Here is a 25677-nt window from a genome sequence, read left to right as displayed (position 1 = left end):
CGGCTTACTTTTTTGCGTCAGGGCGATACTTTTTGACCATACCTTGTAAAAAGTTTCTTAGTAGCTGATCGCCACATGCTTTGTAACTGCGGTGGTCAGGTTTGCGAAATAGCGCTGAAAGCTCGCCTTTACTAATCCTAAAGTTGGCATACTTCAACACTTCAATCATATCGTCATCACGATAAGACATCGCAATTCTAATTTTACGTAGCACATCGTTGTTACTTAAACGCTCATCGCCTTGCAAAATTTTTGGCTCAACGCCTTCTTGCTTTCCACGTCTCTTAATAATTAAGCCATCTAAGAAAAGTGAGATTATTTTATCACGGCAAAGAATAAAGCCAGGCTCTTCTTCTTTTTTCATGATCCTGTGCAGGTATTCAGTTTCCATTTCGTAACCGGCTAACTTAAATAAATCAATCGCAGAGCCATCGTTAAGTTTTAAGGCGAAGCGTATGCGGCGTAGAACGTCGTTGTGTATCATAGTTTGTCTGTCACGAATTGAAAAATGCGAGTATATACTAAGGCTTAGCAAGTTTATAGCGCTTATCAGTTTCTAAGCGCCTAAATCAAAGCGATTCATCGGCCGTTTGAGGTTTAATAAAAGGCAATAATCGTGTATAGTGCGCGCGATTTTCAACAATAGTGAAAAATACCATTTTTTCTCTATTACAATTCTATATATTCGGACACTTCTTTGATTACTACAGCTAACATCACCATGCAGTTTGGCGCTAAGCCACTTTTTGAAAATATATCGGCCAAATTCGGAAACGGAAACCGTTACGGACTTATCGGCGCGAACGGCTGTGGTAAATCTACCTTCATGAAAATCATGACTGGCGAATTGCAGCCTACCTCAGGAAATGTATCTATTTCTCCGGGTGAAAAGTTAGGAACGCTAAGCCAAGATCAGTTCGCCTTTGAGAATTTCTCGGTAGTTGACGCGGTTATCATGGGCGATGCTAAGTTGTGGGAAGTTAAACAAGAACGCGATCGTATCTACTCTTTACCAGAAATGTCTGAAGACGACGGCATGAAAGTAGCAGATTTAGAATCAGAGTTTGCTGAAATGGATGGTTACACAGCCGAAACAAGAGCCATTGAGCTTTTAGTTGAAGCTGGTATTGATGAAGAGTATCACTTCGGCTTAATGTCTGAAGTTGCGCCAGGCTTGAAGCTGAGAGTGCTAATCGCTCAAGCTTTATTTTCAGATCCTGATATTTTGCTACTCGACGAACCAACGAACAACTTGGATATCTACACCATTAAATGGTTGGAAGATGTTTTAAACCAACGTAAATGCACCATGGTGATTATTTCGCATGACCGCCACTTCCTTAATTCTGTTTGTACTCATATGGCAGATATTGATTTTGGTGAATTACGCATTTACCCAGGTAACTATGAAGCGTATCAAGCTGCAGCAGCCTTAGCGCAAGAGCAAATACATCGTGAAAACGATAAAAAGGCAACAGAAATTGAAGAGCTACAAGGCTTCGTAGCGCGATTCTCTGCTAACGCTTCAAAAGCAAAACAAGCAACTTCACGAGCAAAAAGATTAGAAAAAATTGAACTGACTGAAGTAATAGCTTCGAGTCGCCAAACCCCTTACATCACGTATAAGCAACATAAAAAACTACACCGTTTAGCGCTTGAACTGACTAATTTAAGTCACGGCTTTGAGGGCGAAACATTGTTCGAGAGTAAAGAAATACTCTTGGAAGCGGGTTCAAAACTGGCGGTCATTGGTGAGAATGGTGCAGGTAAAACGACATTCTTGCGTTGCTTGATGGACGAGTTGAAAGCGAACGGTGGTGTCGTTAAATGGTCTGAAAATGCTCAAATTGGTTACTGCCCTCAAGACAGTACCAAAGACTTTTCAGCTGACATTACGTTGTTCGATTGGATGTCACAATGGCGCACACCCAAACACGATGATTTAGCCGTTCGCGCAATACTTGGTCGCTTGTTGTTTACCTCTGACGATGTGAATAAAAAAGTTAACGTCTGCTCTGGTGGCGAAAAGAATAGACTCATGTTTGGTAAGTTAATGATGTTAGATGTAAACGTTCTTATTATGGATGAGCCAACTAACCACATGGATATGGAAGCGATTGAGGCACTGAACAAAGCCTTGAAAAACTTCGATGGCACATTGATTTTCGTGAGCCACGATAGAGAATTCGTTTCAACATTGGCAACCAGTATCATTGAAATAAAAGATAAGAAGCTGAACTACTTCCAAGGTAGCTACGACGAGTATGCTAGCCTCTCTCGCTAGTGTTTTTTGCTAGCGCCTTTCGCTAGCTTCTCTCATTAGGAAGCGTGCATACACAGCAGCTTAATAAAAACGGTCTTTTCCCATTGGGAATGACCGTTTTTTTATGTCCGAAACATTTAGAAACGAATTAGTCGTTTGACTCGACAGTAAATTGTTCAATTCCTAAGCTCACACTGTTAGCTTGTACTAATGCTAATTGTTTGTTGCTTAAAACGAAGGTTCGCTTACTGCAGCACATTGGAGCTTTTCTTCATAAAATAGAAAGAGTATGAATATGAAGCATGAATGAGGAGTCTGCATAAAGAGTCTGTATGAACTTATCCAGCGTGAACTAAATTTGCGCGAATGAAACCAGCGCAAACTGACACAAATAAAATGACAAGGAAGAGAGTGCAATGCTTAGTATTTCAGGTATCACAAAAACCTATGACAATGGGGTTAAAGCTTTAAATAACGTCAATATCACCATACCAAATGGCTTGTTTGGTTTACTGGGCCCCAATGGTGCTGGTAAGTCATCATTGATGAGAACGATTGCAACCTTGCAGCAGCCTGATGCCGGAACCATTACCTTTGATGGCATCGATGTGCTCTCACAAGCCAACGAGCTACGCAGACGCTTAGGTTATTTACCTCAAGATTTTGGTGTATATCCGCGTGTCAGTGCCTACGATTTACTCGATCACCTCGCTATATTAAAAGGGATTTCAAACAAAGCTGAACGCCACGAAGCCGTAAACGCTTTGCTGGCACACGTTAATTTATTTCAACATCGCAAGCAGGCTGTGAGCGGCTTTTCAGGAGGCATGCGTCAGCGCTTTGGGATTGCACAAGCCTTGTTGGGCGATCCCGACTTGCTAATTGTCGATGAACCGACAGCTGGGCTAGATCCCGAAGAACGTAATCGTTTTCATAATTTATTAGTCTCGCTTGGCGAAGATAAAGTCATCATACTTTCAACACACATCGTAGATGACGTATCCGAGCTATGTGCAGATATGGCAGTACTTGGTGCGGGCGAAATTCTTTTACAGGGTAACCCAATAGAAGTAACCAATAATCTCGCTGGAAAAATATGGCGAAAAACCGTCAGCATGGAAGAAGCAAAAGAAGTTGAGGCCAACATGGCCTTAATATCGAAACGACTGTTTGCGGGTCGAACCGTGGTGCACGTGATGGCCGATTCAGCGCCAGAAGGATTCGAATCTGCACCCACTAATTTGGAAGATGTGTATTTCTCCACTTTGCATAAACAACGCAATAGCGCAGCTTAAGGAAATATCATGTTTTTAAAAATGCTGTCTTTTGAGTGGCGTTACTACACCAAGCAACCCTCTTTCATCGTAACTTGCTTAGTCTTTTTCTTGTTACCTTATCTAGCAATGACGATCGATCAAGTGTCAATTGGTGGCGGCGGTAACACTAATTTAAATAGTCCATATGCCATCGCGCAAACGATGTTGATCTTTGGCTTGTTTGCCATGTTTGTTGTCGTTAACTTTGTTGCAAATACGGCAAGTCGAAATGACACGTCGATGATGGCAGAAATTGTCTGCACAAAGCCGGTGCCGCCCACTTCCTATCAGTTAGGACGATTCTTTGGGGCATTCTTAGTTAGTGTCACAGTATTCTCAATGGTGCCGCTTGCGCTTATTATTGGCTCACTTATGCCTTGGTTGGATCAAGAGAGGTTAGGTGATTTCTCTTTAAGCTACTACGCCGCTCCCTTTTTGATTTACTCCGTAAGCACTATCTTTGTGCTGTCTACCTTGTTCTACGCCATTGCCCTGCGATTCAGGAGCATCATGGCTGTTTATTTGACAGCATTGGGCTTGTTCATCATTTATATTGTTTCGGCCGCTATTTTTGATGAACCAAATCAACGACAAATACTCGCCTTGGTTGACCCATTTGGCCTGCGCACATTTGGAGAAGTTACAAGTTACTGGACGCCTTTTGATCGAAACACAACCACTGTTCAATTAAGCGAAAAGGTGCTGATCAACCGAGCTATTTGGATCGGCATTGGCGTTGCTAGCTTACTTGCGTTCGGCAGATTATTTTCGCCGTTGAAGCTAAAATCAAATAAACAAAAGAAAAGTAAAAACACAACTAAGATGGCAACGCCAACGGGCGGTTTGAGTAAAGCTAAATACCAAATGAATTCTGGTTTACAACAATTTATAGCCAGAACGAAATTTGAAGTGAAACAAGTGGTGTTTAGCCCCGCATTTCCTGTATTGATGTTGTTCTGCGCTTTTAATTTAATTGCTCAATTCGTTGATCCTAGGGGCTTTTACGGAGCATCTAATTGGCCTTTAACCCAAACGATGGTGCAACTGATTGAAGGCGCTTTTGGTCTAGTTAATATCATTGTCATTACCTACTACAGCGCCGAAGTAGTGTGGCGAGAACGCTCGGTTGGAATGGGGGACATTATCGATAGCATGCCAGTTGCAAATGCAAGTTACTGGTTGTCTAAGTTCTTGGCGGTATGCCTTGTTATTGTAAGCATCTTTGCCCTTGGTATGTTAGCGACAATATCGAATCAATTGATTGCAGGGTATACCAACCTTGATTTACTGCAATACATTGTGTCGCTGTTTTATTTTGCAGCGAGTAATTTGATCCTCTTGGTTGTGCTGTCATTCCTACTGCAGACTATGAGCCCCAATAAATATATCGGTATGTTGCTGTTCGTTGGTTACGTCTTTGTATCCATTGTCTTTAACGAGCTTGGAATTGAGCATAATATGTTCCAATACGGGCAAGCTCCCTTAATGCAATATTCTGATATGAACGGCTATGGTTGGACATTGACGACGCAAAATTGGTATTTACTGTATTGGTCTTCGTTAGCGATTGTATTGAGTATTGTCAGTTATGGCCTGTGGCATCGAGGTCCGCATAATGGTTTACGGTCCCGCTTTAAGCTATTGCCATATCAACTTGGCCGCGGTGGACTCACCGCTATTTCAATTTGTTTCTTGGTGTTTGTTGCTTCGGGTACGATTATTCATTACAACACGAAAGTAGTGAATGACTTCACTTCAAGAGATCAAAGCTTAGCCAAGCAAGAGTTCTATGAAAAAGAATTTGCGCAGTATGAAGATGCACCAGTGCCTGTGGTTACCTCGATAAATGCTGATGTCGCTATATTTCCAGATGCTCGGCGAGTTGAAACCATCACTAACATTGAGATTGAAAACCGTTCTGGTAAAGCAATTGAAAAGTTCCTTGTTAACCATCCTCGGTTTAGCCCCGTCTCTGAAGTTACCATTGAAGGTGGTAGCTTAGGGGGAAGAGATGTTGATTTTGATATTGCATGGTTTACTTTCGACACCCCTATGCTTCCTGGTGAAAAACGTAGAGGAAGCATAAGAGTTGTGCGTGAGCACAAGGGGTTTAAGGACAGAGGTGAAGATACGACCGTAGTACAAAACGGAACTTTCATTTCAAACTTTAGTTTATACCCTTCTTTTGGAGTGAATCAAGAGTACTATATTAATGACCAACATGAGCGCAGGAAAAGAGACTTACCACCGCCGCGCAGGGCATACCCGCTTGAAGATAGCAGTCGCTATAACGAGAGCTTTTTTGGCCCTCATGTAGCCCTTATCGATTTTAAAGCGACCTTATCAACCAGTATCGATCAACATGCTATCGCTCCCGGTTATTTGAAAAAAGAATGGCAGCAAGATGGCCGACGTTATTTTGAATATGAAATGGATAGCCCAATGGTTAACTTTTTTAACTTCATGTCTGCAAAATTAGAAGTGAAAAAGGAAATTTATAAGGGCGTCGAAATTGCGGTTTATTATCATCATGAGCATTTTTGGAATGTCGAGCGGATGATCGAATCCACAAAAGATTCATTGGATTATTTCACTGACGCCTTTGGTCCTTATCAGCACAAGCAGTTACGTATCATTGAGTTTCCGGGATATCGCAGTTTCGCGCAAAGTTTTGCGAATACGGTGCCATATTCGGAAAATATTGGGTTTATAACCGACTTAAGGGATAAGAAGGAAATTGACCCTGTTTATTATGTTACGGCTCACGAAGTTGCGCATCAATGGTTTGGACATCAATTGAATGCCGCAAATGTGCAGGGCAGTGCGGTTTTGTCTGAGTCGCTATCACAATATGCTGCCTTGTTAGTTATGCAGAATAAATATGGCGAAGAAAAGATACGCAAGTTCCTAACCTTCGAACTAGATAGTTATTTGCGAGGTCGCGCGAATGAGTATTTAGAAGAAATGCCAATGCTAAGAAGTGAAAACCAGCAATACATTCATTACAGGAAGGGTTCTGTGGTAATGATGGCCTTGCGCGATCGCATTGGTGAGGAAAATCTAAACCAGGCTCTGAAAGCGCTTATTTCTGAATACAAGTTTAGTGAAACGAAACAGCCAACCACGCTTGATCTAGTGCGGGTGATTAAGACCTTTGCACCTGAAGATACCCACGCATTTGTCGATGCTCAATTTAATCAAATTAGTTTATATGATTTGAAGATAATGGATACTGAATTAACACAGCAAGAGGGCAGTTCATACACCTTGGATCTAACCTTATCTGCCAAACAATTTGAAGCTGACGGCAAAGGTGAGGAGATGGAACAAAACTTCGATGATTATGTAGAAATCGTTTTGTTTAGTGAAGATCCAAATGACTTCAGTGTCGATAATGAAATTTTGTATCGAGAAAAGCATCGATTGACGACGGGTGAAAATAAATTGAGTATTAATATCAACACTGCTGATGCCTATGTAGGTGTTGATCCCTTTGTCAGGTTTATTGATAGAGACAGCAGAGACAATGTTAAAAAGCTTTAACTGGCTGAAATAAGAAGTGTGAAATTGAGAGAATAACGACCCCAACCAGTAAACGGGTTGGGTCGTTGATCTCATAAGGCTTTATTTGTTTTTGTACTTCTCAAACCAAGCGATTATATTCCCTACCTTTTGAATAAGGTGGCTTGGACGCGACGCAATACCATGTGAGGCGCCAGGAATTCTAACCATTGCAGAGTCGATTTGGCGTAAACGCAAAGCTTGATAATACTGCTCAGTTTCACTCATTGGCGTTCTGTAATCGACTTCCCCAGTTAACAGCATGGTTGGCGTTGTTACATTACCGACTAATGAGAGTGGCGACCGCTTCCACAGTTTTTCACTGATATTCCATGGCATGTCTTCCATCCAATATTGCGTGAAGAAAGGATAAGCGTCTGCTGTTAGGGCAAAGCTAAGCCAGTTGATAACAGGCTTGGCGACCACGGCAGCTGCAAAACGATTGGTTTTACCTATGCTCCATGCTGTTAATACACCGCCACCAGATCCGCCTGTGATGAATAAATTCTTATCATCAATAAAGCCTTTAGCAACCGTCGCATCAACAACGTCCATTAGATCGTTGTAATCTTCGGAGGGGTAGTTGTGATGAATGAGATTGGCAAAGTCTTCACCATATGACGAGCTGCCTCTTGGGTTAGACCACACAACAACGTACCCTTTTGCCGCCATCAATTGAACTTCCATACTAAACGCTTCTGAGTATGCAGCGTGCGGTCCACCGTGGATCTCAAGTATTAACGGGTATTTGTTACTTGCATCAAATCCTGGTGGGTAAGCAATCCATGCATCAATGTTCCGTTGATCGACCGATGAAACAACATCAATACTTTCTACTTTTGCCATAGCGACGTGAGCTAAAGCATCTTCATTCAAAGTGGTCAGGCGTTGTGGCGACTTTTTCTTATTCATTAGCGCAAGATCTGCAGGTCGCTGACTGTCATTTATGGTGTAAACAACTTTTCCTTTAGCCGACACGTCAAATTCACCAGATGTGTATGGACGCCCTAATGATTGTCCGCCCAATTTTGCGGGAAGCTCCTCGATTTTACCTTTTCGGTTTACGTAGGCAAGCTTGTTTTCACCATGATCAAGGTAACTGAAGTACAAACCCTTGCTATCACTTGACCATTGAACGCTGTCGATTTGGCGGTCGAGTGAAGGTGTTAAGGAAATTGCCTTTTTCTTTGTATTTAAGGGCTTTAACATTAACTGACTTACTTGGTAAGAGAGTTTTCTATCGTTCACCCATTGATAAGCAATATACTTACCGTCAGGACTGATTAATGGTGCCGCTTCAGGGCCAGAATCAACCGTGACTGCTTCAACATTTCCCGATGAAACGTCAACACGATAGATATTACTTTCATAAGGGAGTAGCTCCCAGTTTTCATCACGGTTAGCTGAGAAGTAAATAGACTTTCCGTCTCTAGACCAACTTAGTTGCCCACCATGATTAAAATTGTCACTTGTAAGTTGACGCGGTGTGCCACCCTCAGTAGATATAATATAAATTTGTTGGAAGCCCGGAGTATTAAATCCACCTCCATCGCTTCTGTATTGTGTGGTATCTATATACTTTGCTGTACCAGCCCAATCCGCGCCCTTCGGCATTTTAGGCATTGTTTTAAACAAGCCACTCGCTTCGCTTTCGGTGAACATGGTGAACGCAATTGATTTGCCATCAGGCGACCAAGATAAATTTGAAGGACTTGCTGGTAAGCTGCTGAGCTTAGCGACTCTATTTGATTGCAACCATTTAACGAATATTTGAGGTTTGCCGTCTTGCGTAGATAAATAGGCTAATTGTTCACCGTCCTCCGAAAAACTAGGAGCGTAGTAGCTGTTACCATCGGCTAATAGAGGGAGATGTTGATTAGTCTTTAGGTCGTAGGTCCACAATTGCACTTTTGTGCGATCATTCATAATGTCCATTGAACGACGCTCGTAGACTAGCATCTCTATACTAGGATGGAATGTAGGAGAGGCTGCATACTCTAATTCAAATACGTCCGCATAGTCTAAAACTAAAGGCTTGGAATCAGTTTGTTTACTGCTTTTGTTTTCATTGTCTTGCAACGCAAATACGTTGAGTGAAGCTATGCTTAATGTAGAAGCGAGGACTAGTCCTGATATTTGGTGTAGCGAACGTTTTAACGTTGACCTTTGTCGTTGGGATTGAATTGACCTAGTTATCATTATGCTTTCCTTAAAATGTGTCATCAATAGAATGAAGGTTCGTCAGTTTATTACAAACTCACTATTTCGTGTTCGATGAGCCTCGGGGAGGTGGTGACCTTAAACTTGTAATATAGACCTTAAGTGAAGGTTATTTCAAGCTTATTGCTCATCAGCTTTGAAAAACATGCCAAAGCTTTTCATATACAAATATATCTATCACTAGCAAATATTGTTCGAAGGATATCGGGTGCAAACACATACTCAAGCACTTATCACTCATGCTCAAGACCAAAGTACACAGGCAATGACAGAGGTTGCATTAGCCTTGTCTATGGCATTTTTTTCGCTTTTACTGCTAGCTTTAGTTTCGATTGGCGTACCGGATAGTCAATTTTCGATTGAGAATACGCACAAAGAAAGCGCTCAAGAAAAAATCACAGAAGCCGTGCCTGAATTCGTTTTGCGTGAGTCAGTTGATCTTACAAAAGAGCGTTCAGAGAATGTTAGTCAGAGGACGAGTCAAGAGACGAGTTCTAATCAAGACACGCAGTATGTTTTCTACTACAAATCGAAACTATATGACAAGAACCTTCAGCATACTCACATCAGCAAGTTAAGCAGTACACAAAAAACGGTAGTTGCCATGCCAATGGATACGGATGTTGCTCAGGCACTGGAGTTACAACAACGCTTCTCTGAATTTAATGTCACCTTGACGATAATGGATAAGGACTGGCTCGCCGCCTTTTCATCACATGAGACTTTATAAATCCACACACTATTTACTACTATGTGTCGCTAGCATCATTGCTATTGCGCTCGTCCTACTCAATGGGGCAATGTTTAGTGGGTTTATGTTTAATGGGTTTATGAGTAAAGATAGTAATCAAATTTACGGATTAAAATGGGATGAGCAATCAATTCCTAGCTTTGATGAAAAGCGACAGTTAATTGCCACATTGCAAGCGCTCAGGATGCATAATGTGACAAGAAATCAGCGTTTGAGTAGTTCTGTGGAGGCAGCAAATACTCAGCCTTTTTTCCTCAATGAGTTGACGAGTTCTGATAAGGCGCTTCCAATAAGCCAAGATTCAGCGAGTTCAATTGCGCCACTTAATCTCCCAAACCACGGTATTAACTCTTTCGTTCACATCAATGAAAGCACCGCCATATATGAGAAAGCAAGCGAGAAGCAATTACGCTACGGTTGGTGAGTTCGGCTACTGATTTTCGCTTTAAAAAACTCAGAAAAGCTAACTCAATTAGCGATAACAGTCCTTGCTCCTAACAAATACACACGCAATCCTTTTGAATACGCAAAATCGGCTTAAATATTGCAAAAGTTTTTATTGCAGATGTATACACTGCAGAGAATAACTAGCTATCTTTATTAATAAATGAGCAATGCTAAGGCTTCATTGCATGAATTACTAAACTCACACTTGTTTACACAGTGAGTTTAACGATGAGAAAAGCTTCTTTGAATGGCTGAGTTGAAAACTTAATAGAAAAGCTAAGTTAAGTTGAATAGCCAAGCAGAGAAGCAAAGCAAATAGCTACGAAGAGAAGTTAGGTAAAGAAGCAAAGCAGAAAGGCTTATTAGAAAGGTTGAGTAGAAAGGCTAATAAGAATAATGCCGCGCGTTGCACAATATTGAATTTTGGAATTGAATTTTTTGTTTAATAAGATTGGAAAATATGAAGTGAAGGGGCTGATTGCACAAGGTGCAAGCAGTAAGGTTTATCTTGCTCAAGATCCTAAACTTTCTATCGAAGTCGCCATTAAAGTCTTTAATACTCAGCCGCAAAACACCGATGTTCAGAACGCCGATGTTCAGAACGCAGAAATGCAAAACACAGTTGTTGAAAACGCAGTTTTTAAAAAAGAGACAACGCAAAACTCGCAAACGTTTGACGCAACTTTAGTGATTGACGAAAAAAGCCCGACACAGCAAATAAAAAAAGCTCTGTCGGATTTCGTAAGTGAAAGCAAAATTTTACATCAACTATCGTCGGCACCGCATATTGTCTCGTTTATGGAGTTTGATGTTACGGAAACGAATCAAGCTTACATAGTGATGCCTTATTACAAACGTTGCTTAGCTGACTTGCTTGGAGTAGACAATAAACTCAGCGTTAGTAAAACCTTATCAATAGCGTTACAAATATTAAGCGGTTTGTCTTTTATTCATGAAGTGGGTCTTGTTCACTTAGATATTAAACCCGCGAATATTTTGATGGACGATAAAGATCAAATCCAAATTACCGATTTTGGTATCTCCGTTTTCAAATCGGAATCAGGTGGCCAAGACAATATAAATAAGCAAGCATTCGGTGTCGGAAGTGCTAATTTTGCCAGCCCAGAGCAACTTACAGGTCTGGACAAGGTATGCGTACAAAGTGATCTCTATTCGGTATCTGCGCTCATTTACCGTTGTTTAACGGGTAATCACTTCAAACAAAGTAGTCCCTCAATTGAGGAAAACCTAATTATTCACCCTGAACTGAGTGCCGCACTTAAACTTGGCTTATCTGCTGATCCGGCATTGCGACCGACATCAGCTAAAGTGTTTTCATCCATGCTGCTTCAGGTTCAGAAGAAAATTGAAGCACAACGAGATCACGTCAGCATAGAAGCAGACCCAGATGCGACCCGCGTCTGGGAATCGCAAAATAAAGACCACGACATTGTTTCTCAACTGAACGAAGAAATTCAGAGCCTCTTATTAATAGAAGGGGAAGTAAATGATTCACACTTTTCTCGATTAGCACTTTTAGCGAAGGCAGAATTACATGAACGTTACAGCGATGAATGGTTAAGACAATATATAGAACAAACTCAATCGAGCTTAGCTCGCCAAAACAATAAATCTGCCGCATTATTCTTGTGGGTCGAACAAATTAATAATGAGATTGATGCTTTAGATAGTGCTCATTCAAACGAGTTGAATCTACAAGCGAAGCAAAGGCTAAGGTCTTTGGGAGTGTCGACGCTTGAATTAGCCGAGTGCGAAATAGACAGTATTCTTGACCGTAAATGGCCAGCCATAAAAGCAGAAAATATTTCTTCAGGAAGCAAGAAAAAAACCTTAAGAAGAAGTGCTGTGATTATTACCTTAGCAATGGTGATTTCGGCTTTTGCATTGTTTATAAACCAGTGGTTCTCTTCAGATAAAGACAACAATTTAAATCTAGTCGCTCCCCAATTAGCTAAGCCTGATTTGCCAAGAATTCAGCAAGCGAAACCATTGGTGGATGATGTGCCTGTTGAGCCACTTTATAAGGCAGTAGACAAAGTTGTACAAACTGGTTCACTTCTACCAATCAACCTTGATAAAGCACCGCAGTCTGAATTGACAGATAAGTCTTATACCATTGCTAGCATGGATCAAGCAGCGTCCGAAGACATCGTCGTCAAATTTAAATTGTTACCGGCTTTCCCTGCTGAATCTGCTGACCCTGCTGATAAAGACAGCGCTATTGCCTTACAGCCTAAGAAACGTATTCGAATGATGTCAATTGAAGTTACTAATCGTCTGTACATGGCATGTGTGGATGCGGGGAAATGCACAAAGGCTAAAAAGTTAACAACAGACCCCAGATACCATACGTTTTCATTACCTCAACATCCCGTAATTAATGTAAGTTGGTATGATATTACCGAGAAATTCATTCCCTGGTTAGCAGAGCAAACAGGTTCAAACTTACGATTGCCAACTAAACAAGAGTGGGAGTTTGCAGCCAGCGCATCTGAAAAAGAGAGAGACATGCGATTTTCGTGGGGGGCAAGAATGCAAGTTGGTAAAGCGCATTGCAAGAACTGTAACACTGGTTTCGCAATAAATACGACTCAAGCCGTCGCTAGCTACCCCGCGAATAAGTGGCAACTTTTCGATATGCATGGCAATGTGCAAGAATGGACGTCTACTTGTCCGGTATCAACAAGCTTAACAGGGGACAGCCGTTTAGAGCCTAGATGTGATCTAGCCATTGTGAAAGGAGGCTCATGGTTAAGCATGGCAAGTGAAATGAGTATTTCAATGGATGACTTCTTAAAGAAAACAGTTCGCTCACATACAACCGGTTTTAGGTTGGTCGAGGACGTTAATGATTAGAGCGTTAGCTAAGTTATTCATCATAGTATGCATGTGCTTTTCAATTTCGGTTTGCGCTGAAGAAGGGCAAGTTAGTGCGTCTCAAAAACGCTATAAATACCAACTCGATTTGATTGGCTTTACGCCGGATGAAGTTGATATCTTTTCTGGTATTGCTTTGTCAACAACTGATAACGTAAAGGCGACGCTGATTAAAGAAGAAACGAAGCTGCATTTTCTTAAGATATTACTGCCCACGAAAAGCATGCAGTTTGAACTTTCTACATCGGTTTCTCCAAGTCAATTTAGAGAGCAAATGTCGCGTTTATTTAATCGTATGGACGTAAATGTAGAAACTAAATTTATACAACAAGAAAACCTGTTTGAGACAACACGCGCACAATCACCATACACGGCACAATTGTTTGTATTGTGGTCGTTAATAATCATCTTGCTCTCAGGCACTTTTTTAGTTGTATTTTGGTCTTGGGTGCAATTTAAACTTAACCTATACGAGTCGGGTAATCAAAGCGAGAAGTGGCTGCGGCTTGTCAAAACATTGCAGCTTTTTCCTTTTCCATTTTTGTGCAGAGAAAAATGGCAGAAACAGCTACCACATTGGGAAAAGCGCATAAGTCAGGCCGATATTTGGTATGACAATGCGCATCAACTTTTAAAGAACCACGAGATTGAATCGGCAAATGTCTTCGTGAAAAAATCATTGGAAGTGAATGCATCCAATATAGCGGCTCAAGCCTTGGAATCTGCTATTGCAGAGCAATTATCAAAGCACCAAGTTATTGATGATGAACGGCAAAAGTTTAAAGGCTTAGTTACCGAAGCTGTTGAAATAGCGCAAGCGGGGAACCTATACAAAGCCTTGGAAAAGGCGTATTTGGCTTTGGCATTATGTCAAAGTCATGAATCGCAGAACCGCCCAGTGATTGATTTACAAATTGACTCAACGAAGAATTTAATTAAACGCATTTCCGCCAATAAAAGTCATCGATGTGCCGGGCTTAAATTGATCTCGAGCGATCAACGAGTCCATATTAACTGTGGTGACTCAATGCGTATTGGCCGCAGTCCCAAGAGCAACGACAAAACACAAAGCAGTGATAAACAAGGCACTAATAAACAAGGCACTAATAAACAAAACAGCATCGATCTAACCTTGCCTCAGGATACCTTGTCTCGTGTTAATAAGAGTATTGTCGTTTCACGAGAAGAGCATGGGTTTAGCGCTCGCGATATTGGCAGCACTAACGGATTGTGGTTGCAATACAAGCAGTGTGAAGCCAACAAAGCCTATTTTCTCAATGAAATGGATCAATTGCATTTAACGCCACCCGATGAAATAGGCAGCGTGGGTATTCAAGTAAGTCGAATCCTATCTAATAAGAGTATCTGTCTGCGCCTTTGTCAAAATGCGGTTTTGCCTAACATTAATCTGGACTCCACAAATAACTTTATCAATCCATCGGAGTATGCCGAGGATTGCTGGTATTTGAGTAATGAGACGTTTTATTTAGTATGCGCTTCAGACCACTATATCTGGTACAGCGAACTTGAATGGAAAGCGGCAAAATCACGCCATGAAGATAGCTCAGTGTCGAAGGAAGTGCTAAAACTCGATATGAAAGAGGGAGTATGGCTACATATCTTAAGCAATGATTATGAGGTCAAAATTAATGACGATAGAATAATTGGGCCCGTTCCTTTGCCCTTAAATAGCCAACTAAGCGTTAATGATTATCTAATCGACATCGTGTTAATTCCTGAACTCGCTATTGATAGCGAAGTCACTGAAATGTTGCGCGTCTAATATGATTGACTATGGAGTAAGCGCAAGCCTTCAAGCCGAATTTGAAATGCTTCGAGAGACGCAAAGCATAGAGTTGCAGGAGGATAATGCAGCTAAACAATACAGCTCTGGTAAAGAATACAGTTCTAATAAAAAATACAGTGCAAAAACGATAGATAAATTAGCCCAATACATTCTATGTAGGAATTATGGCAAAGCGTGCCTAGAACTTGCTTATTTGTGTTGGCCGATAGTTCGGCATCAGGAAAACAGCAAAGGGCTACTAGACTTCTTTTGGATTGATGAAGCGATATCGCCTCGGAAGTTCAGAGAAAGAATGCAAGGGCTAGCTCAGGCGGAATTGAGCGCGCCATTGGTTTCAATGAATGAAATTGGTTTAGTACTGAGTACAGGTCCTCAGTCATTTGTGATAAGCGCGACACGAGTCTCTTTATTAAGTGCCTTGTTAGAATTGATGGTGAGCAATATTAGCGGCGTATTAGAGGACATCGAAGCTCATCTTTCTAGTCCTGATAGCAAGTGTGTTAAACAACTAGCATCGCATCTGCAGAAAAAGCTTTATGCTTATTTAAAAGACCATTTACCGACGGCGAATATACAACAAAAATATCGATATATTCATCAATGGGTCAATAATAACGCGCAGCTTCGCAAATTAAATGATGATGATGTCTTAAACTTTTGGGTTTCAGCCATTGATGAAGAAGGCTATGTCAAATTCGAAACAGCCTTAGTCGATGTTGTGGATTATCAGTTTGCTGAGGAACAAGTAAAAGTAGGTCGAGCACTCTCAACTAGCCTTGTTGATTTTGATGATAGAGGTATTGATAGCACTGAAAGTACTTGGCTTTATGAAAGCGTCTTTGAATTGAGCGCAAACGAAATAACGTCACCAATTTGGCTCACTGAACAACCGAAATTTCTTAATAAGAAAGAGTACGCAGTTGTATCGCTTGTTTACGACTTGGGTGGCGGTGCATTGCAGTTTCCAATGTCCCATATGCGAGCAGAAGTGTTTGGGCAATGGCAAAATCTAATTATTCAACAAAGCAGAAATAAGACCCTCAAAGTAGTCGATAAGCCTGCGTTAGATTATGAGCTCTATTTGCAGGATTTAGAGGTGTGGCGAAAAAACGTAGTGAATACGCTATTAGCTTGTGCGTCTATTTTATATGAAGGTAAGAATGTGCAATGTATCAGTGTTCTGGCAAAAGCGCTTGAGTATGCACTTGAGACTCCTGAAAGTGATGCTTTTCAGCAGATGCTCAAACGTTTGATAAAAGCAGGTGGCAGCGATAAGACTGACGCGACCATACAATTTTCGGACATACGTCGCTGGGTTTTGCAGTCTCAAACCTTAAATGGCTTTTTCACTCTTGCTAAAAAAGCATTGGCAAAAAATAACAGAGTCGGTTTCAAAGGCGCTGATGATTATCTTGAACCGGCGATATATGAGGAAGGTGCCCAAGAGATCGCTAGAGCCCTCGATATGATGAATCAAATGACTAAGGCCATTAAGCTAAAACTTCAATCTAATACAACGGAGGAAGTAAGTCTCCATTCAATTTTTGACGCTGATCTTTTCATATTCAAAAATGAATTAGTGAAAAGGCATGGGTTAAAATATGAGTAATACAGATAGCGGAAACACAGGTAATGGAAATACTGGTAACGGCGATGATACTAATAATGGCTCAAACAGCCACAACAGGAGAGCGCAATTGTTGGGATCCAAACAAGCCTCTATCTTTACGGTTAAACAACAATATAGGCAGTTGACGGGGCGTGTTGTTGAGCAGGAGCAAAAAAACGCTGCCAAAGAGAACATGCGACCAGCGAAGACCACAAGCAAGGCGGTTTCATTCGCTGAATTAGTGCAGTGTGCCTGTTTCCCATTGACGAAAAAGTCAGTCATGGTGAAGAAAACCATTGAAAGCAACCTTGCTTTATTGACGCAATACGAATGGATCCTGCGTAAAATGAGTATCGCGCATAGTCTTGAACAGGTAGCAGCGAGTACTGAAATCAAGCTATTATCCAGAACGACGGAGCAATTTGATTTGCAGATAAAGCGGGATAAGAGTAACAGTAAGCAGGCGCAAGTATTACTTCGCTTAAACAACGTTAATGATGCTGCTTATCCTAAGGGAGTATTTTTGCATTGTGTTGCAGAGGAAAAGTTTGCAGTCATTCATTTTGCTAACGTATTAGATGGACAAGCGCAAATTATTGTTGAGGAAGAAAGCGCTACGTTTAGTTTGTTAACGAGTGCTAATACGAAATTGTATTTATGTTGAAGTCGGGGAGTGTTGGTAATTGCTAAATATCCACATATTTATTGCCACGAATAAAGGTCTTGTAGCAATACAAAACATCACCGATCTTCAAGATAATGCATTACAGTCAGTCATTACCATAAATGGCTCAACGGATTTGGCCACGGTAAGCCCAGCCTATCACCGCTTTGTCCAGAAAAGCACAGGCCTGATCCAACTTGAATTTGGAGGAGATAGTTTCCGAGCGAATATCTCTCGTAATATCGATCAAGGCATGAGTTGGCAGCTCCCATTTTATTTAGCACATTTAATCAAGGCCGAAGAAGTCGCTTCAGCAGTACATTCAACTGTTCAAATGCCCTCAAACGACAGCGCAAGAAACGACAGCACAAACTCCAGCAAGCAAGATACAAACATAACCAGCACGATAAGCCTCGGTCAAGGACAGCCACTACCAGGTGATGTTGTACTCATTGCGACTGGCCAAATAAACACATCCAGCGGGGCAATTGAGGCGGTCACTCATTTGCCCGAGAAATGCATCACCGCTTCAGCGCAAATTCGTTTATGGATGAAAAAAGGGATCTTAGTTGAGTTTTTCGTGCCAGCTTCCAGTGAAGTAAATTCGGGCGTATCCAAAGCAAACAAAGCGCAGATGCTGAAATTACTTCCAGATTTAGATTGTGCCATTTATCCGGTAATTGATACGCAGCAATTGAAGGAACATCTGCTTCAACTATTGCCTGTTCAAAACAGTGAACGTGGCCAAAATAAAGAAATGCCGCTCGAATCTATTGATGCTCTAACCGCGCCACTTGAAACTCATAAAAGTCATGCCGATGATAAAAGCCAAATTGTGATTTTACTTGAGAAGACTAAACGACACAAAAATTTAATCATTGTTTTATTGGCTCTCATATTTACATGGTTCATGTTAGAGCGGTTTGTATTAACAGGCACTTCTAATGAGCAAATGCGTTTTATATCGACCATTAAAAGTGGCCAGCATTGCGATGCCAATGCATCCTCACAAGTCATACGTGTGGGTGATCAGTATGTGACGAGAGTGCCCTCCGTTAGCTTGGCAAGCTCATGTAGCATGACATTAATCACACATGAGAAAACACCCCAGGTTTGGCTGGTGGCGGATACAAAAACACTGATTGAATTAAGCGCAATTGAAATAAATAAAGAACGGCACTGGACGATCCCATTGCCACAAAAGCAATTTGTAAACAGAGAATACTTACTTATTGTCACTGAACACTATTTAGATCTGGCTGATTTGGCAGCATTTAAATCTTATTTATCACGATTAGAATCGACACAAAAACCCTCGGTTGAGTTAGTTGCTGCGTTTTTCACTCAAATCGATGTTAACCCACAGTATGTGAGTCAACAGTTGCTTGTGGCTGAATCTCCTTAGAGTTTTTGTAAGCCATAGCCAATTCATAAAAAAATCGCCCTAATCATTTTATATCCCTTAGTAACATACTGATGGGAGTTTAAAATGAGTCTTAAGATATTAACGATACAATTCCGCAAAGTTGCGATTGCAAGCACCGTATTGATGTTAGCGGCTTGCAATATAACAGAGAGCAACAAAAATGAGATGGCTGCTGCAGTTCCAATAGCTAAGACCGAAATCGAGCGCAATAACATTGATCGTCTCGATTCAAATTGCTATTCAAAAGTAGTACAGCGTAAAAATAGCATAGGAAGTTCAGCCGATGCTGCTCAGCAACTCGCTTTGGCGAAGGCTGCAACTCGATGTATTGAAAATAAGTCTTTCTATCCTCAACACCCCGATAGTCAAAATGCGATGCAGCTAAGTGCATTGGCAGTTGTGAATTACATTAAAGCGGGTGAAACCCAATTGGCCGAACAAAGTTTGACGGGCTTCCGCAAACAATTTCCAAAACAAGACCTCTTATTTGCAGACTACACATCCTTCGTCGATACCGCAGTTGCTTTACTTAAATTTCAGACTTTGAGCGCACACGAATTACAAACACTCAATATTAATTCAAGTTTGCGAACCGAGTTGAAGCGACAACAATACTGGCTTCGCAATTAGTAAAAGGCTCAGGAATTAAGAGAAGGCTTCGCAATTAGTAAAAGGCTTAGGAATTAATAGACGGCTTCGCAATTAGTAAAAGGCTTAGCAATTAAAAGCTGGCTTCGAGATTGAAAACAGCCTTTGTAATTAAAATCAGCACTTCATTAATCATAAAGATTGAAAGGTTAAAAAGATGAAAAATTTAATATCAACATGCGCGTTTAAGCGTGTAAATAAAATGAAAGCAGATAACAGAGCTTCATTCTCGTCTACACACGTGTTTGCTTGTTTCTTTGTTTTATTGGCTTCATTTATAAGCACGGCCAACGCGACACAAGATTGGCAACCCGTGGCTTCAGAAACCTTAATAAAGTTACCCGCTAACTTGATTGAAAAACGCATTCAACAAGACTTTGAGATGTCGCCTTTAGCTAATCAACTGCTAAGCCTTGAAAGCTCAATTGCACAAAAAGGCGATAAAATTAAAGCACTACAAAGCTTGCTGGCTAATGCTGCGGAAACTGAGTTGATAGAAGAGCGCGTTAGTTTAGTGCAAATCAAATCGAGTTATCTAGATGACATGCAATTGAGCCAATCATTAAGGCAAGATGCTTTGAATAAAAAACAGTATCTATACGAAGATGTTTTGAGGAAGTTATTTCATCAGCAAAACTCTAGCGCAAACTTAGATATGCAAAAACTGAGAGCTAAGCAAGAGGAAGCGAAGAAACGTATGGACCGCGTTATCGCACAAGTTGATGCCACACTATTGAGTGACCATCTCGATAAGAAAAGCCCTTATGCTGATGAATTTGCCATGAACTTAGGAAAAATAGAGCAATTGAAACAGGCCATAAGTCAACATCAATCCTCGCTTGCACCTATGATCGATGGTGTTGAAGTGAGTGCGCAAGAATATGTAAGACAATTGCTTATGCAAGCTGCTAGCGACCAGTCCTTGCTTGACCAAGAAGCACTAATGATCAGTTATATGGCGAAGTTAGTCGCACTTGATGCGCAGTCAATTGAATTCAGATTGGCATACGAAGAAACCGAAGATGGTGAACTCATTAATAATTTTACAAAACCAAGCCAGGCAACTGACCTATTCCTATAGGCTAAGAGAAAGAGAAAACTATGAAAACTTTAATCAAGCTTTATCTAAAAATGACGTTCATCACTTTATTCATTTTTGGCACAAGTACGATCGTTTCCGCAAATGAATTATTTACCTTAAAAAACCTTGAGCGCGAACGGGCAAACTTAATATCTGATTTTTTGAACATAAATATAGATAGCCAGAAAAAACACCAGCGCTTGTTACAAAGACAGCGCCAACTAGCAGACATGGAAAGAATGGTATTGCGTGATGAGCGTTTATTAATGACTCAGTCTTCGATGGTTAAGAATGCATTTAAAGAGTATGACAAGACCTTCTTAGTTCATGCTGGCGCAGAGAATAATGTGAATGCGATGACTCAGTGGTTAACTGTGGTTAACGTTACCAACGATAGTGTGCTTAATGCGAAAGCAGGATATAGATAATGAATGCTGCAAACACAGATATAGTGACTGAGATCAGTGAAAAGGACATTAGCATTATTAGGGTTGAGAAACTGATCCCCATTATCTTCAAAATGTTAGGCGCTTCAGCCATCCTGCTCGCGCTAGCAAGTTACATGACCAATATGACGCTTATCGACTTACTGACCTACGTGGAACAAGTGTTTAGCTATGGCTTCTTGGTGCTGTTTTTCCCCTTAATTCTGTGTGCAACTTATGCCTTAGCACTGGTAAATAAAAGGCACCTTGGTGAAGCACAAAGAACGTTTTGGTTTGAAGTAGGACAACAAGCAGCAAATGGCATGTCTACGCTTGCACTGACTTTTACCTTGTTAGGGATCAGTGTTGGGATAGGAACATTGTCCAAACAAAGCTTAACACCAGATACCGTTAACGAGGTGATTGGGGTTTTGACTCAACAGTTCTCGATGGCCTTTATGACAACCGTTGTTGGATTGCCTGCAGCAACCCTGTGTCGAGCGTTACTTAGTATTAGCATGGTGAGACCTCAACTTAGGTCAAATTAATTTTTTCATGTACTGTCGAATTAAAGAGGTGAACTTATGACTTCAATCCGGAAAATAGCCTTCGTTATATTTAGCGTAAGCGCGTTCATATATTTAGTATTGCAAACCTCTTATGGTCAGCAATGGTTGAATAAAACAAAACATTCTTTAATCGCTGAGCCTGTGACTTCTGAACAATTGAAAATGGAGAGAATGAAAGCTGAGCATTTATTGCAAAATACCTTCGCAAAAATGATGAATGATAGTCAGCAAGCCAAGCAGCTACAACTATTACAAAGTCAGCTTGAGGAGACACAGAAACAGTTTTCTGAGCTTTCTGCTTTAATAAGAGAATCAGCTTATTTAGACCAAGTTGAAGGACGCACCATTGAAAAATCAGATACATCAATGATTAAGCAAGACCAAGACTCTACAAAACAACAAATGGCCACTGGCTTTGCTTCGACAGTTTCTGCAGTTACTCCTGTGTCTGGCGACAATGGCTCTTTAGCTGCAGTGCCAACAGAGAAAGCATCGCAATCGCAAAGCCAAACCGATGTAAGGCAACGTCTACTAGCACATCAAGCGCGCCTACAGGAAGTTGTACAACGCATGGAATTGACTGCTCTGCAAGCCATTAGCCGCTAGTAGAAACCTTATAAAACTATGATTATTCATAAAGCTCAGCAAACCAAGCTCATATCCAATGTAAAGTCCAATCTAAACTCGGTAATGGCTTTCGTGTGGCATTATCGAATGGGCTGTCTAATCATCGCTTTACTAACAGTTTGGCTTCTTGATGTTGTTTATGCTGCGAATGACACTCAAGAGCATGTCCCAAAAATATCCTTATCGCAAAAGCCGCAAGCGTTAAATAATTTAGTGCCAATACAGTTGCCTCCTGTACCGCAAATTAGCCAACATCAGATGGTAGATAGTTTTTTAAAGAAAGCTCAATCAGTTAATAAGATAGTGCCTGCCTCAAAAGCCAAAGGAGAGCCCAAAATACTATCACTTGAAAATGAAGCGCTGGCCACGGCAGCAGGTAATGACAACAATAAATTAGAAGCTAGAAAGGATACTAAAATGACAGCTTCAGCGGTCAACGAGCTTGTAGATCCAGAACAACAAAAAGCGGTTATGAAGCAGTTGTCAGAACTAGAAAACCACAATATTCAATTCCTATTGCCGAAGGGAAATACAGCTAAAGAGGCGTTCCTTAATCATATGTATCGATGTGAGAATATGCAATTTGGTGTTGTTACATCGCATAATAAACCTTACCAAGCGATTTCACATCGCGCAAAGCCACAGCAAACAGTTTATAAGCTGATGGTGCTATCTTCGAAGACAGTATCGAATAAAAAAATGGGAACGTCATTTCAAGCCAGTGAGCTATTGCGCCTGGCGCATGATTATCTGAGTTCTTACGAGCGTAATCTATTAACTGTTTACGGGCAGGGAAGTCGTGCAGTGCGTATTTTCCCGGTTGAACTAGATGCCAAGCTATCAGCACAAATTGCTATTCATCTTGGAAGTACCGAACTCAGTTCTTTTAAAGCTCAGTACTTCTTGCAAGGTTCTAGAGTGGGATTAAAGGGTATTAAATTAAACGATAAAACGATTGATGATGTATGGTTTATTTCGCCGGATGGGTGTTATATTTAACAAGAGTAAGTCGCCCAATGACATCTAAATTTTTGCTATCTAATTTGTTAGAACTTATAAATTTAGTGAAAATATGGAAACGGATGCATAAGTTCTTTACTATGTCGTAAAGGTACGGAGCTTACCTTATGCTCAATTATCCAATATAAATATTAATCACAAAGGATTTTTTAATGTTTACTCGTACATTCCTGTTTGCTCTATTGCTACTTCATGTTTCTGCCCTATCAGCTAACAACTTGGAAAGTGGCCTACATGCATATGCATCAAAAAATTATACTGAAGCGGCAAAGTATTTTAATGTTGCTGCAAAGCAAGGGAACCATGAGGCTCAGCATCATTTAGGATTGATGTATGCGGCTGGTTTAGGCGTGAGCAAAAGCAATTCAAAAGCATATGATTGGTTTTCCAAAGCGGCATCACAAAACCATCTTGAATCTAAATTTGAAATTGGGAAATTATTTTCTACTGGGCGCAAGAAAGAGGCGGCTTATGTGGTTGCGGCAGAGTGGTTTCTGAAAGCCGCGGAAGTAGGGCATTCAGGTGCACAATATTCTTTAGGTAACCTTTATTTTGATGGTAAAGGTGTCGAAAAGAATAATGAACTAGCATTTGAATGGTATCGAAAAGCTGCTGATTCTGGTCATCCCGCTGCACAGTTGAAAATGGCGACAAATACGGCCGATGTTCGTGAAAAGATTTTTTGGTATACCAAAGTGGCGGATCAAGGAGATGATAGAGCGCAGAAGAGTCTAGGTGATATTTACTTTAATGATAGATTGATAGAGCAAGATTATGCGCTTGCGCTTCAGTGGTATACAAAAGCAGCTAACAATCATAATGAAGGGGCATATCTGCAGTTAGGCAAACTTTATGAGTCTGCCACCCCCGATATTCGTGATGAAGACAAAGCAATCTATTGGTATCTTGAGGCTGCTGGCGCGGATATAAGTATTGGTGACTTTCACGCAGAACGCTTACTAAAAATTCGTTGTAAAACCAAAGCCCAAACGGAGCTGGAGGGAGTCTTTTTGAGATGCAAAAAAGAGAAGAGTGAATCGCTAGAGTAATTGCCACGAACTTTTCTTGGAAGGGCTAAATTTGCGGAAGCTATTTCTGTAATAATACCGGAAAAGAACTACAAAGCGGCACTTTTTCAAGTCAGGGAAAAGCTACCGAAAGGGACAATGGCTTTTGTCGGGACAACTAGAAATTTGTCTAAAGATGAGATCTCTGGTGTTGAGCTTGTTGTACTTATGTCTGATGATAAATTCGATATTTTGAGAGCAGCTAAAAGCGATGGCATTAACTACGATATAACCAACGAAAAAGTAATAGAAAAACTTCAATCTTGGGATAGAAAATACACTATAGACATATGGCAGGCGGAGACAGATACCATACAGATAACTGTAAAAGAGCTTCCGAAAGATCTTAAGCTGTTCGCCAAAGAAGTCTATGAATTTTGCCCCGATATTGTAGACCAAGGATCAGGTGAAATATCAGATATTAGTGATTATCTTCAGGCTGAAAAGGCCATTTACCTATGGTGGGACTGATGCCTTATAAACACCTTAGCAATCATGCCTGTCGCATCTGCGTCATAAAACGAAAAGCTATACGTAAGGTTTTGACTGATCATTTTTAAATCTGAACAAGATATCGTTGAAAAACATTTTTTCGTTTGCCAATACATAGTGTTTAAAAATAGCTCCTAAACTGCGCTTGCGATAGAATAAAATCAAGCAAAATAAACACTGGAGTAGTTTTGCAAATCGGATTAGTGCTAAGTGGCGGTAAGTCGTCAAGGATGGGAAAAGATAAGGCGGCACTTGAGGTCGGCGGTTCGACTATGTTAGAGCATAGTATGAGCTTGTTAAATTCTCTGAAGCTAGACAAGGTTGTGCTTAGCGGATCCGCGGAGGGCTTCTCAGATATATTCCCAGATAAAGGTCCTGTGGGTGGCATTTATTCAGCTATTGTGAATTTGTCGCTAAAAGAGGGGGATCTTGTACTAATAATACCCAATGATATGCCTCTCATGCGTTCTAATGTATTATCTCAATTATTAGAGCAGTCCTTGAATCATCAATGCACTTATATCTTTAAGCGACATCCCATGCCATTGTGTTTGTATATTAGCGACAACGTACTCGCGCAATGTCAGTTGTTAGAAAGTGTAAAAGGGATGTCAATCAAGCAATTAATTGAAGCTGACAAAGTTGGCGAGCTTGCTGTTAAAGATGAAAGTGTATTTACTAATGTGAATACACCACAAGAATTAGAAGACGCAATCCAGACTTTGCAGGAAATGCGTCCGTAGCGATTGACGATGGTAGCTTCATTCAGCAATTTATTGCAGTAAC

Annotated in this window: 21 protein-coding genes; 19 read left to right on the top strand and 2 right to left on the bottom strand. The window is 40.8% G+C overall.

Translation table 11 applies throughout. The annotated features are described in order from the left end of the window. Positions 1–4 precede the first annotated feature (4 nt). Entirely contained in the window at positions 5–484 is a 480-nt protein-coding gene (locus tag ACKLNX_RS16615) for a DUF1456 family protein (protein ID WP_412973160.1), read from the bottom strand. A gap of 213 nt (positions 485–697) precedes the next feature. Here ACKLNX_RS16615 and ACKLNX_RS16610 point away from each other — a divergent pair, with 213 nt between their 5' ends. The 3 genes from ACKLNX_RS16610 to ACKLNX_RS16600 all read left to right on the top strand — a co-directional run bounded on the left by ACKLNX_RS16610 (position 698) and on the right by ACKLNX_RS16600 (position 7122). After that, positions 698–2284, top strand: coding sequence for an ABC-F family ATPase (locus ACKLNX_RS16610; RefSeq protein ID WP_411693592.1), 1587 nt, complete (start codon positions 698–700; stop codon positions 2282–2284). A 395-nt stretch (positions 2285–2679) separates the two neighbouring features. Then, positions 2680–3558: an ABC transporter ATP-binding protein gene (locus ACKLNX_RS16605; protein WP_412973159.1), complete on the top strand. Its 879-nt coding sequence runs from the start codon at positions 2680–2682 to the stop codon at positions 3556–3558. 9 nt (positions 3559–3567) lie between these two features. Continuing rightward, positions 3568–7122 (top strand): ABC transporter permease/M1 family aminopeptidase, encoded by a 3555-nt coding sequence (locus ACKLNX_RS16600; protein ID WP_412973158.1) that lies wholly within the window; start codon positions 3568–3570, stop codon positions 7120–7122. Positions 7123–7203: 81 nt separating this feature from the next. Here the strand turns inward: ACKLNX_RS16600 and ACKLNX_RS16595 are convergent, their stop codons facing one another. Next, positions 7204–9339, bottom strand: a complete 2136-nt coding sequence (locus ACKLNX_RS16595; protein WP_412973157.1) for a S9 family peptidase — start codon at positions 9337–9339, stop codon at positions 7204–7206. Positions 9340–9568: 229 nt separating this feature from the next. Here ACKLNX_RS16595 and ACKLNX_RS16590 point away from each other — a divergent pair, with 229 nt between their 5' ends. The 16 genes from ACKLNX_RS16590 (at position 9569) to ACKLNX_RS16515 (ending at position 25634) form a co-directional block, all read left to right on the top strand. Further along, positions 9569–10090, top strand: coding sequence for a hypothetical protein (locus ACKLNX_RS16590; protein WP_412973156.1), 522 nt, complete (start codon positions 9569–9571; stop codon positions 10088–10090). 100 nt (positions 10091–10190) lie between these two features. After that, the gene (locus tag ACKLNX_RS16585; protein WP_412973155.1) at positions 10191–10535 is read left to right on the top strand and encodes a hypothetical protein; all 345 of its coding nucleotides are present in this window, start codon (positions 10191–10193) and stop codon (positions 10533–10535) included. A 461-nt stretch (positions 10536–10996) separates the two neighbouring features. Beyond that, complete coding sequence (locus tag ACKLNX_RS16580) at positions 10997–13435, top strand: bifunctional serine/threonine-protein kinase/formylglycine-generating enzyme family protein (RefSeq protein ID WP_412973154.1); 2439 nt, start codon at positions 10997–10999, stop codon at positions 13433–13435. Then, positions 13428–15239: an FHA domain-containing protein gene (locus ACKLNX_RS16575; RefSeq protein WP_412973153.1), complete on the top strand. Its 1812-nt coding sequence runs from the start codon at positions 13428–13430 to the stop codon at positions 15237–15239. The genes ACKLNX_RS16580 and ACKLNX_RS16575 overlap by 8 nt, the downstream gene beginning before the upstream one ends. Position 15240: 1 nt before the next feature. Next, the gene (locus ACKLNX_RS16570; protein WP_412973152.1) at positions 15241–16872 is read left to right on the top strand and encodes a hypothetical protein; all 1632 of its coding nucleotides are present in this window, start codon (positions 15241–15243) and stop codon (positions 16870–16872) included. Continuing rightward, a complete protein-coding gene (locus ACKLNX_RS16565; RefSeq protein ID WP_412973151.1) occupies positions 16865–17536 on the top strand; it encodes a hypothetical protein in 672 nt (223 codons plus the stop codon). Before ACKLNX_RS16570 ends, ACKLNX_RS16565 begins: the two co-directional genes overlap by 8 nt. A gap of 19 nt (positions 17537–17555) precedes the next feature. Continuing rightward, complete coding sequence (locus ACKLNX_RS16560; protein ID WP_412973150.1) at positions 17556–18941, top strand: hypothetical protein; 1386 nt, start codon at positions 17556–17558, stop codon at positions 18939–18941. Between the two features lie 84 nt (positions 18942–19025). Continuing rightward, positions 19026–19592: a hypothetical protein gene (locus ACKLNX_RS16555; protein ID WP_412973149.1), complete on the top strand. Its 567-nt coding sequence runs from the start codon at positions 19026–19028 to the stop codon at positions 19590–19592. 175 nt (positions 19593–19767) lie between these two features. Then, positions 19768–20691, top strand: a complete 924-nt coding sequence (locus ACKLNX_RS16550; protein ID WP_412973148.1) for a hypothetical protein — start codon at positions 19768–19770, stop codon at positions 20689–20691. Between the two features lie 20 nt (positions 20692–20711). After that, positions 20712–21119, top strand: coding sequence for a hypothetical protein (locus ACKLNX_RS16545; protein WP_412973147.1), 408 nt, complete (start codon positions 20712–20714; stop codon positions 21117–21119). Further along, a complete protein-coding gene (locus ACKLNX_RS16540; RefSeq protein WP_412973146.1) occupies positions 21119–21664 on the top strand; it encodes a hypothetical protein in 546 nt (181 codons plus the stop codon). The genes ACKLNX_RS16545 and ACKLNX_RS16540 overlap by 1 nt, the downstream gene beginning before the upstream one ends. Positions 21665–21700: 36 nt before the next feature. Further along, the gene (locus ACKLNX_RS16535) at positions 21701–22291 is read left to right on the top strand and encodes a hypothetical protein (protein WP_412973145.1); all 591 of its coding nucleotides are present in this window, start codon (positions 21701–21703) and stop codon (positions 22289–22291) included. 18 nt (positions 22292–22309) lie between these two features. Next, entirely contained in the window at positions 22310–23311 is a 1002-nt protein-coding gene (locus tag ACKLNX_RS16530; protein ID WP_412973144.1) for a hypothetical protein, read from the top strand. 173 nt (positions 23312–23484) lie between these two features. Beyond that, complete coding sequence (locus ACKLNX_RS16525; protein ID WP_412973143.1) at positions 23485–24381, top strand: tetratricopeptide repeat protein; 897 nt, start codon at positions 23485–23487, stop codon at positions 24379–24381. Further along, complete coding sequence (locus ACKLNX_RS16520) at positions 24382–24870, top strand: DUF4253 domain-containing protein (RefSeq protein WP_412973142.1); 489 nt, start codon at positions 24382–24384, stop codon at positions 24868–24870. It abuts the gene before it with no gap. A gap of 209 nt (positions 24871–25079) precedes the next feature. Further along, a complete protein-coding gene (locus ACKLNX_RS16515) occupies positions 25080–25634 on the top strand; it encodes a molybdenum cofactor guanylyltransferase (RefSeq protein WP_412973141.1) in 555 nt (184 codons plus the stop codon). Positions 25635–25677: the final 43 nt, after the last annotated feature.

It is taken from the genome of Glaciecola sp. MF2-115, from assembly GCF_047250385.1.
GTDB lineage: Bacteria > Pseudomonadota > Gammaproteobacteria > Enterobacterales > Alteromonadaceae > Glaciecola.
This window is presented reverse-complemented; position numbering and strand designations above follow the sequence as displayed.

Bases quoted from the DNA above. Each gene is read 5' to 3' on its own strand.
- ACKLNX_RS16530 (WP_412973144.1), top strand. From the start codon at position 22,310: ATGATTATTCATAAAGCTCAGCAAACCAAGCTCATATCCAATGTAAAG.
- ACKLNX_RS16600 (WP_412973158.1), top strand. From the start codon at position 3,568: ATGTTTTTAAAAATGCTGTCTTTTGAGTGGCGTTACTACACCAAGCAA.
- ACKLNX_RS16540 (WP_412973146.1), top strand. From the start codon at position 21,119: ATGAATGCTGCAAACACAGATATAGTGACTGAGATCAGTGAAAAGGAC.
- ACKLNX_RS16575 (WP_412973153.1), top strand. From the start codon at position 13,428: ATGATTAGAGCGTTAGCTAAGTTATTCATCATAGTATGCATGTGCTTT.
- ACKLNX_RS16545 (WP_412973147.1), top strand. From the start codon at position 20,712: ATGAAAACTTTAATCAAGCTTTATCTAAAAATGACGTTCATCACTTTA.
- ACKLNX_RS16615 (WP_412973160.1), bottom strand. From the start codon at position 484: ATGATACACAACGACGTTCTACGCCGCATACGCTTCGCCTTAAAACTT.
- ACKLNX_RS16595 (WP_412973157.1), bottom strand. From the start codon at position 9,339: ATGATAACTAGGTCAATTCAATCCCAACGACAAAGGTCAACGTTAAAA.
- ACKLNX_RS16605 (WP_412973159.1), top strand. From the start codon at position 2,680: ATGCTTAGTATTTCAGGTATCACAAAAACCTATGACAATGGGGTTAAA.
- ACKLNX_RS16535 (WP_412973145.1), top strand. From the start codon at position 21,701: ATGACTTCAATCCGGAAAATAGCCTTCGTTATATTTAGCGTAAGCGCG.
- ACKLNX_RS16555 (WP_412973149.1), top strand. From the start codon at position 19,026: ATGAGTCTTAAGATATTAACGATACAATTCCGCAAAGTTGCGATTGCA.
- ACKLNX_RS16525 (WP_412973143.1), top strand. From the start codon at position 23,485: ATGTTTACTCGTACATTCCTGTTTGCTCTATTGCTACTTCATGTTTCT.
- ACKLNX_RS16565 (WP_412973151.1), top strand. From the start codon at position 16,865: ATGAGTAATACAGATAGCGGAAACACAGGTAATGGAAATACTGGTAAC.
- ACKLNX_RS16570 (WP_412973152.1), top strand. From the start codon at position 15,241: ATGATTGACTATGGAGTAAGCGCAAGCCTTCAAGCCGAATTTGAAATG.
- ACKLNX_RS16550 (WP_412973148.1), top strand. From the start codon at position 19,768: ATGAAAAATTTAATATCAACATGCGCGTTTAAGCGTGTAAATAAAATG.
- ACKLNX_RS16585 (WP_412973155.1), top strand. From the start codon at position 10,191: ATGAGTAAAGATAGTAATCAAATTTACGGATTAAAATGGGATGAGCAA.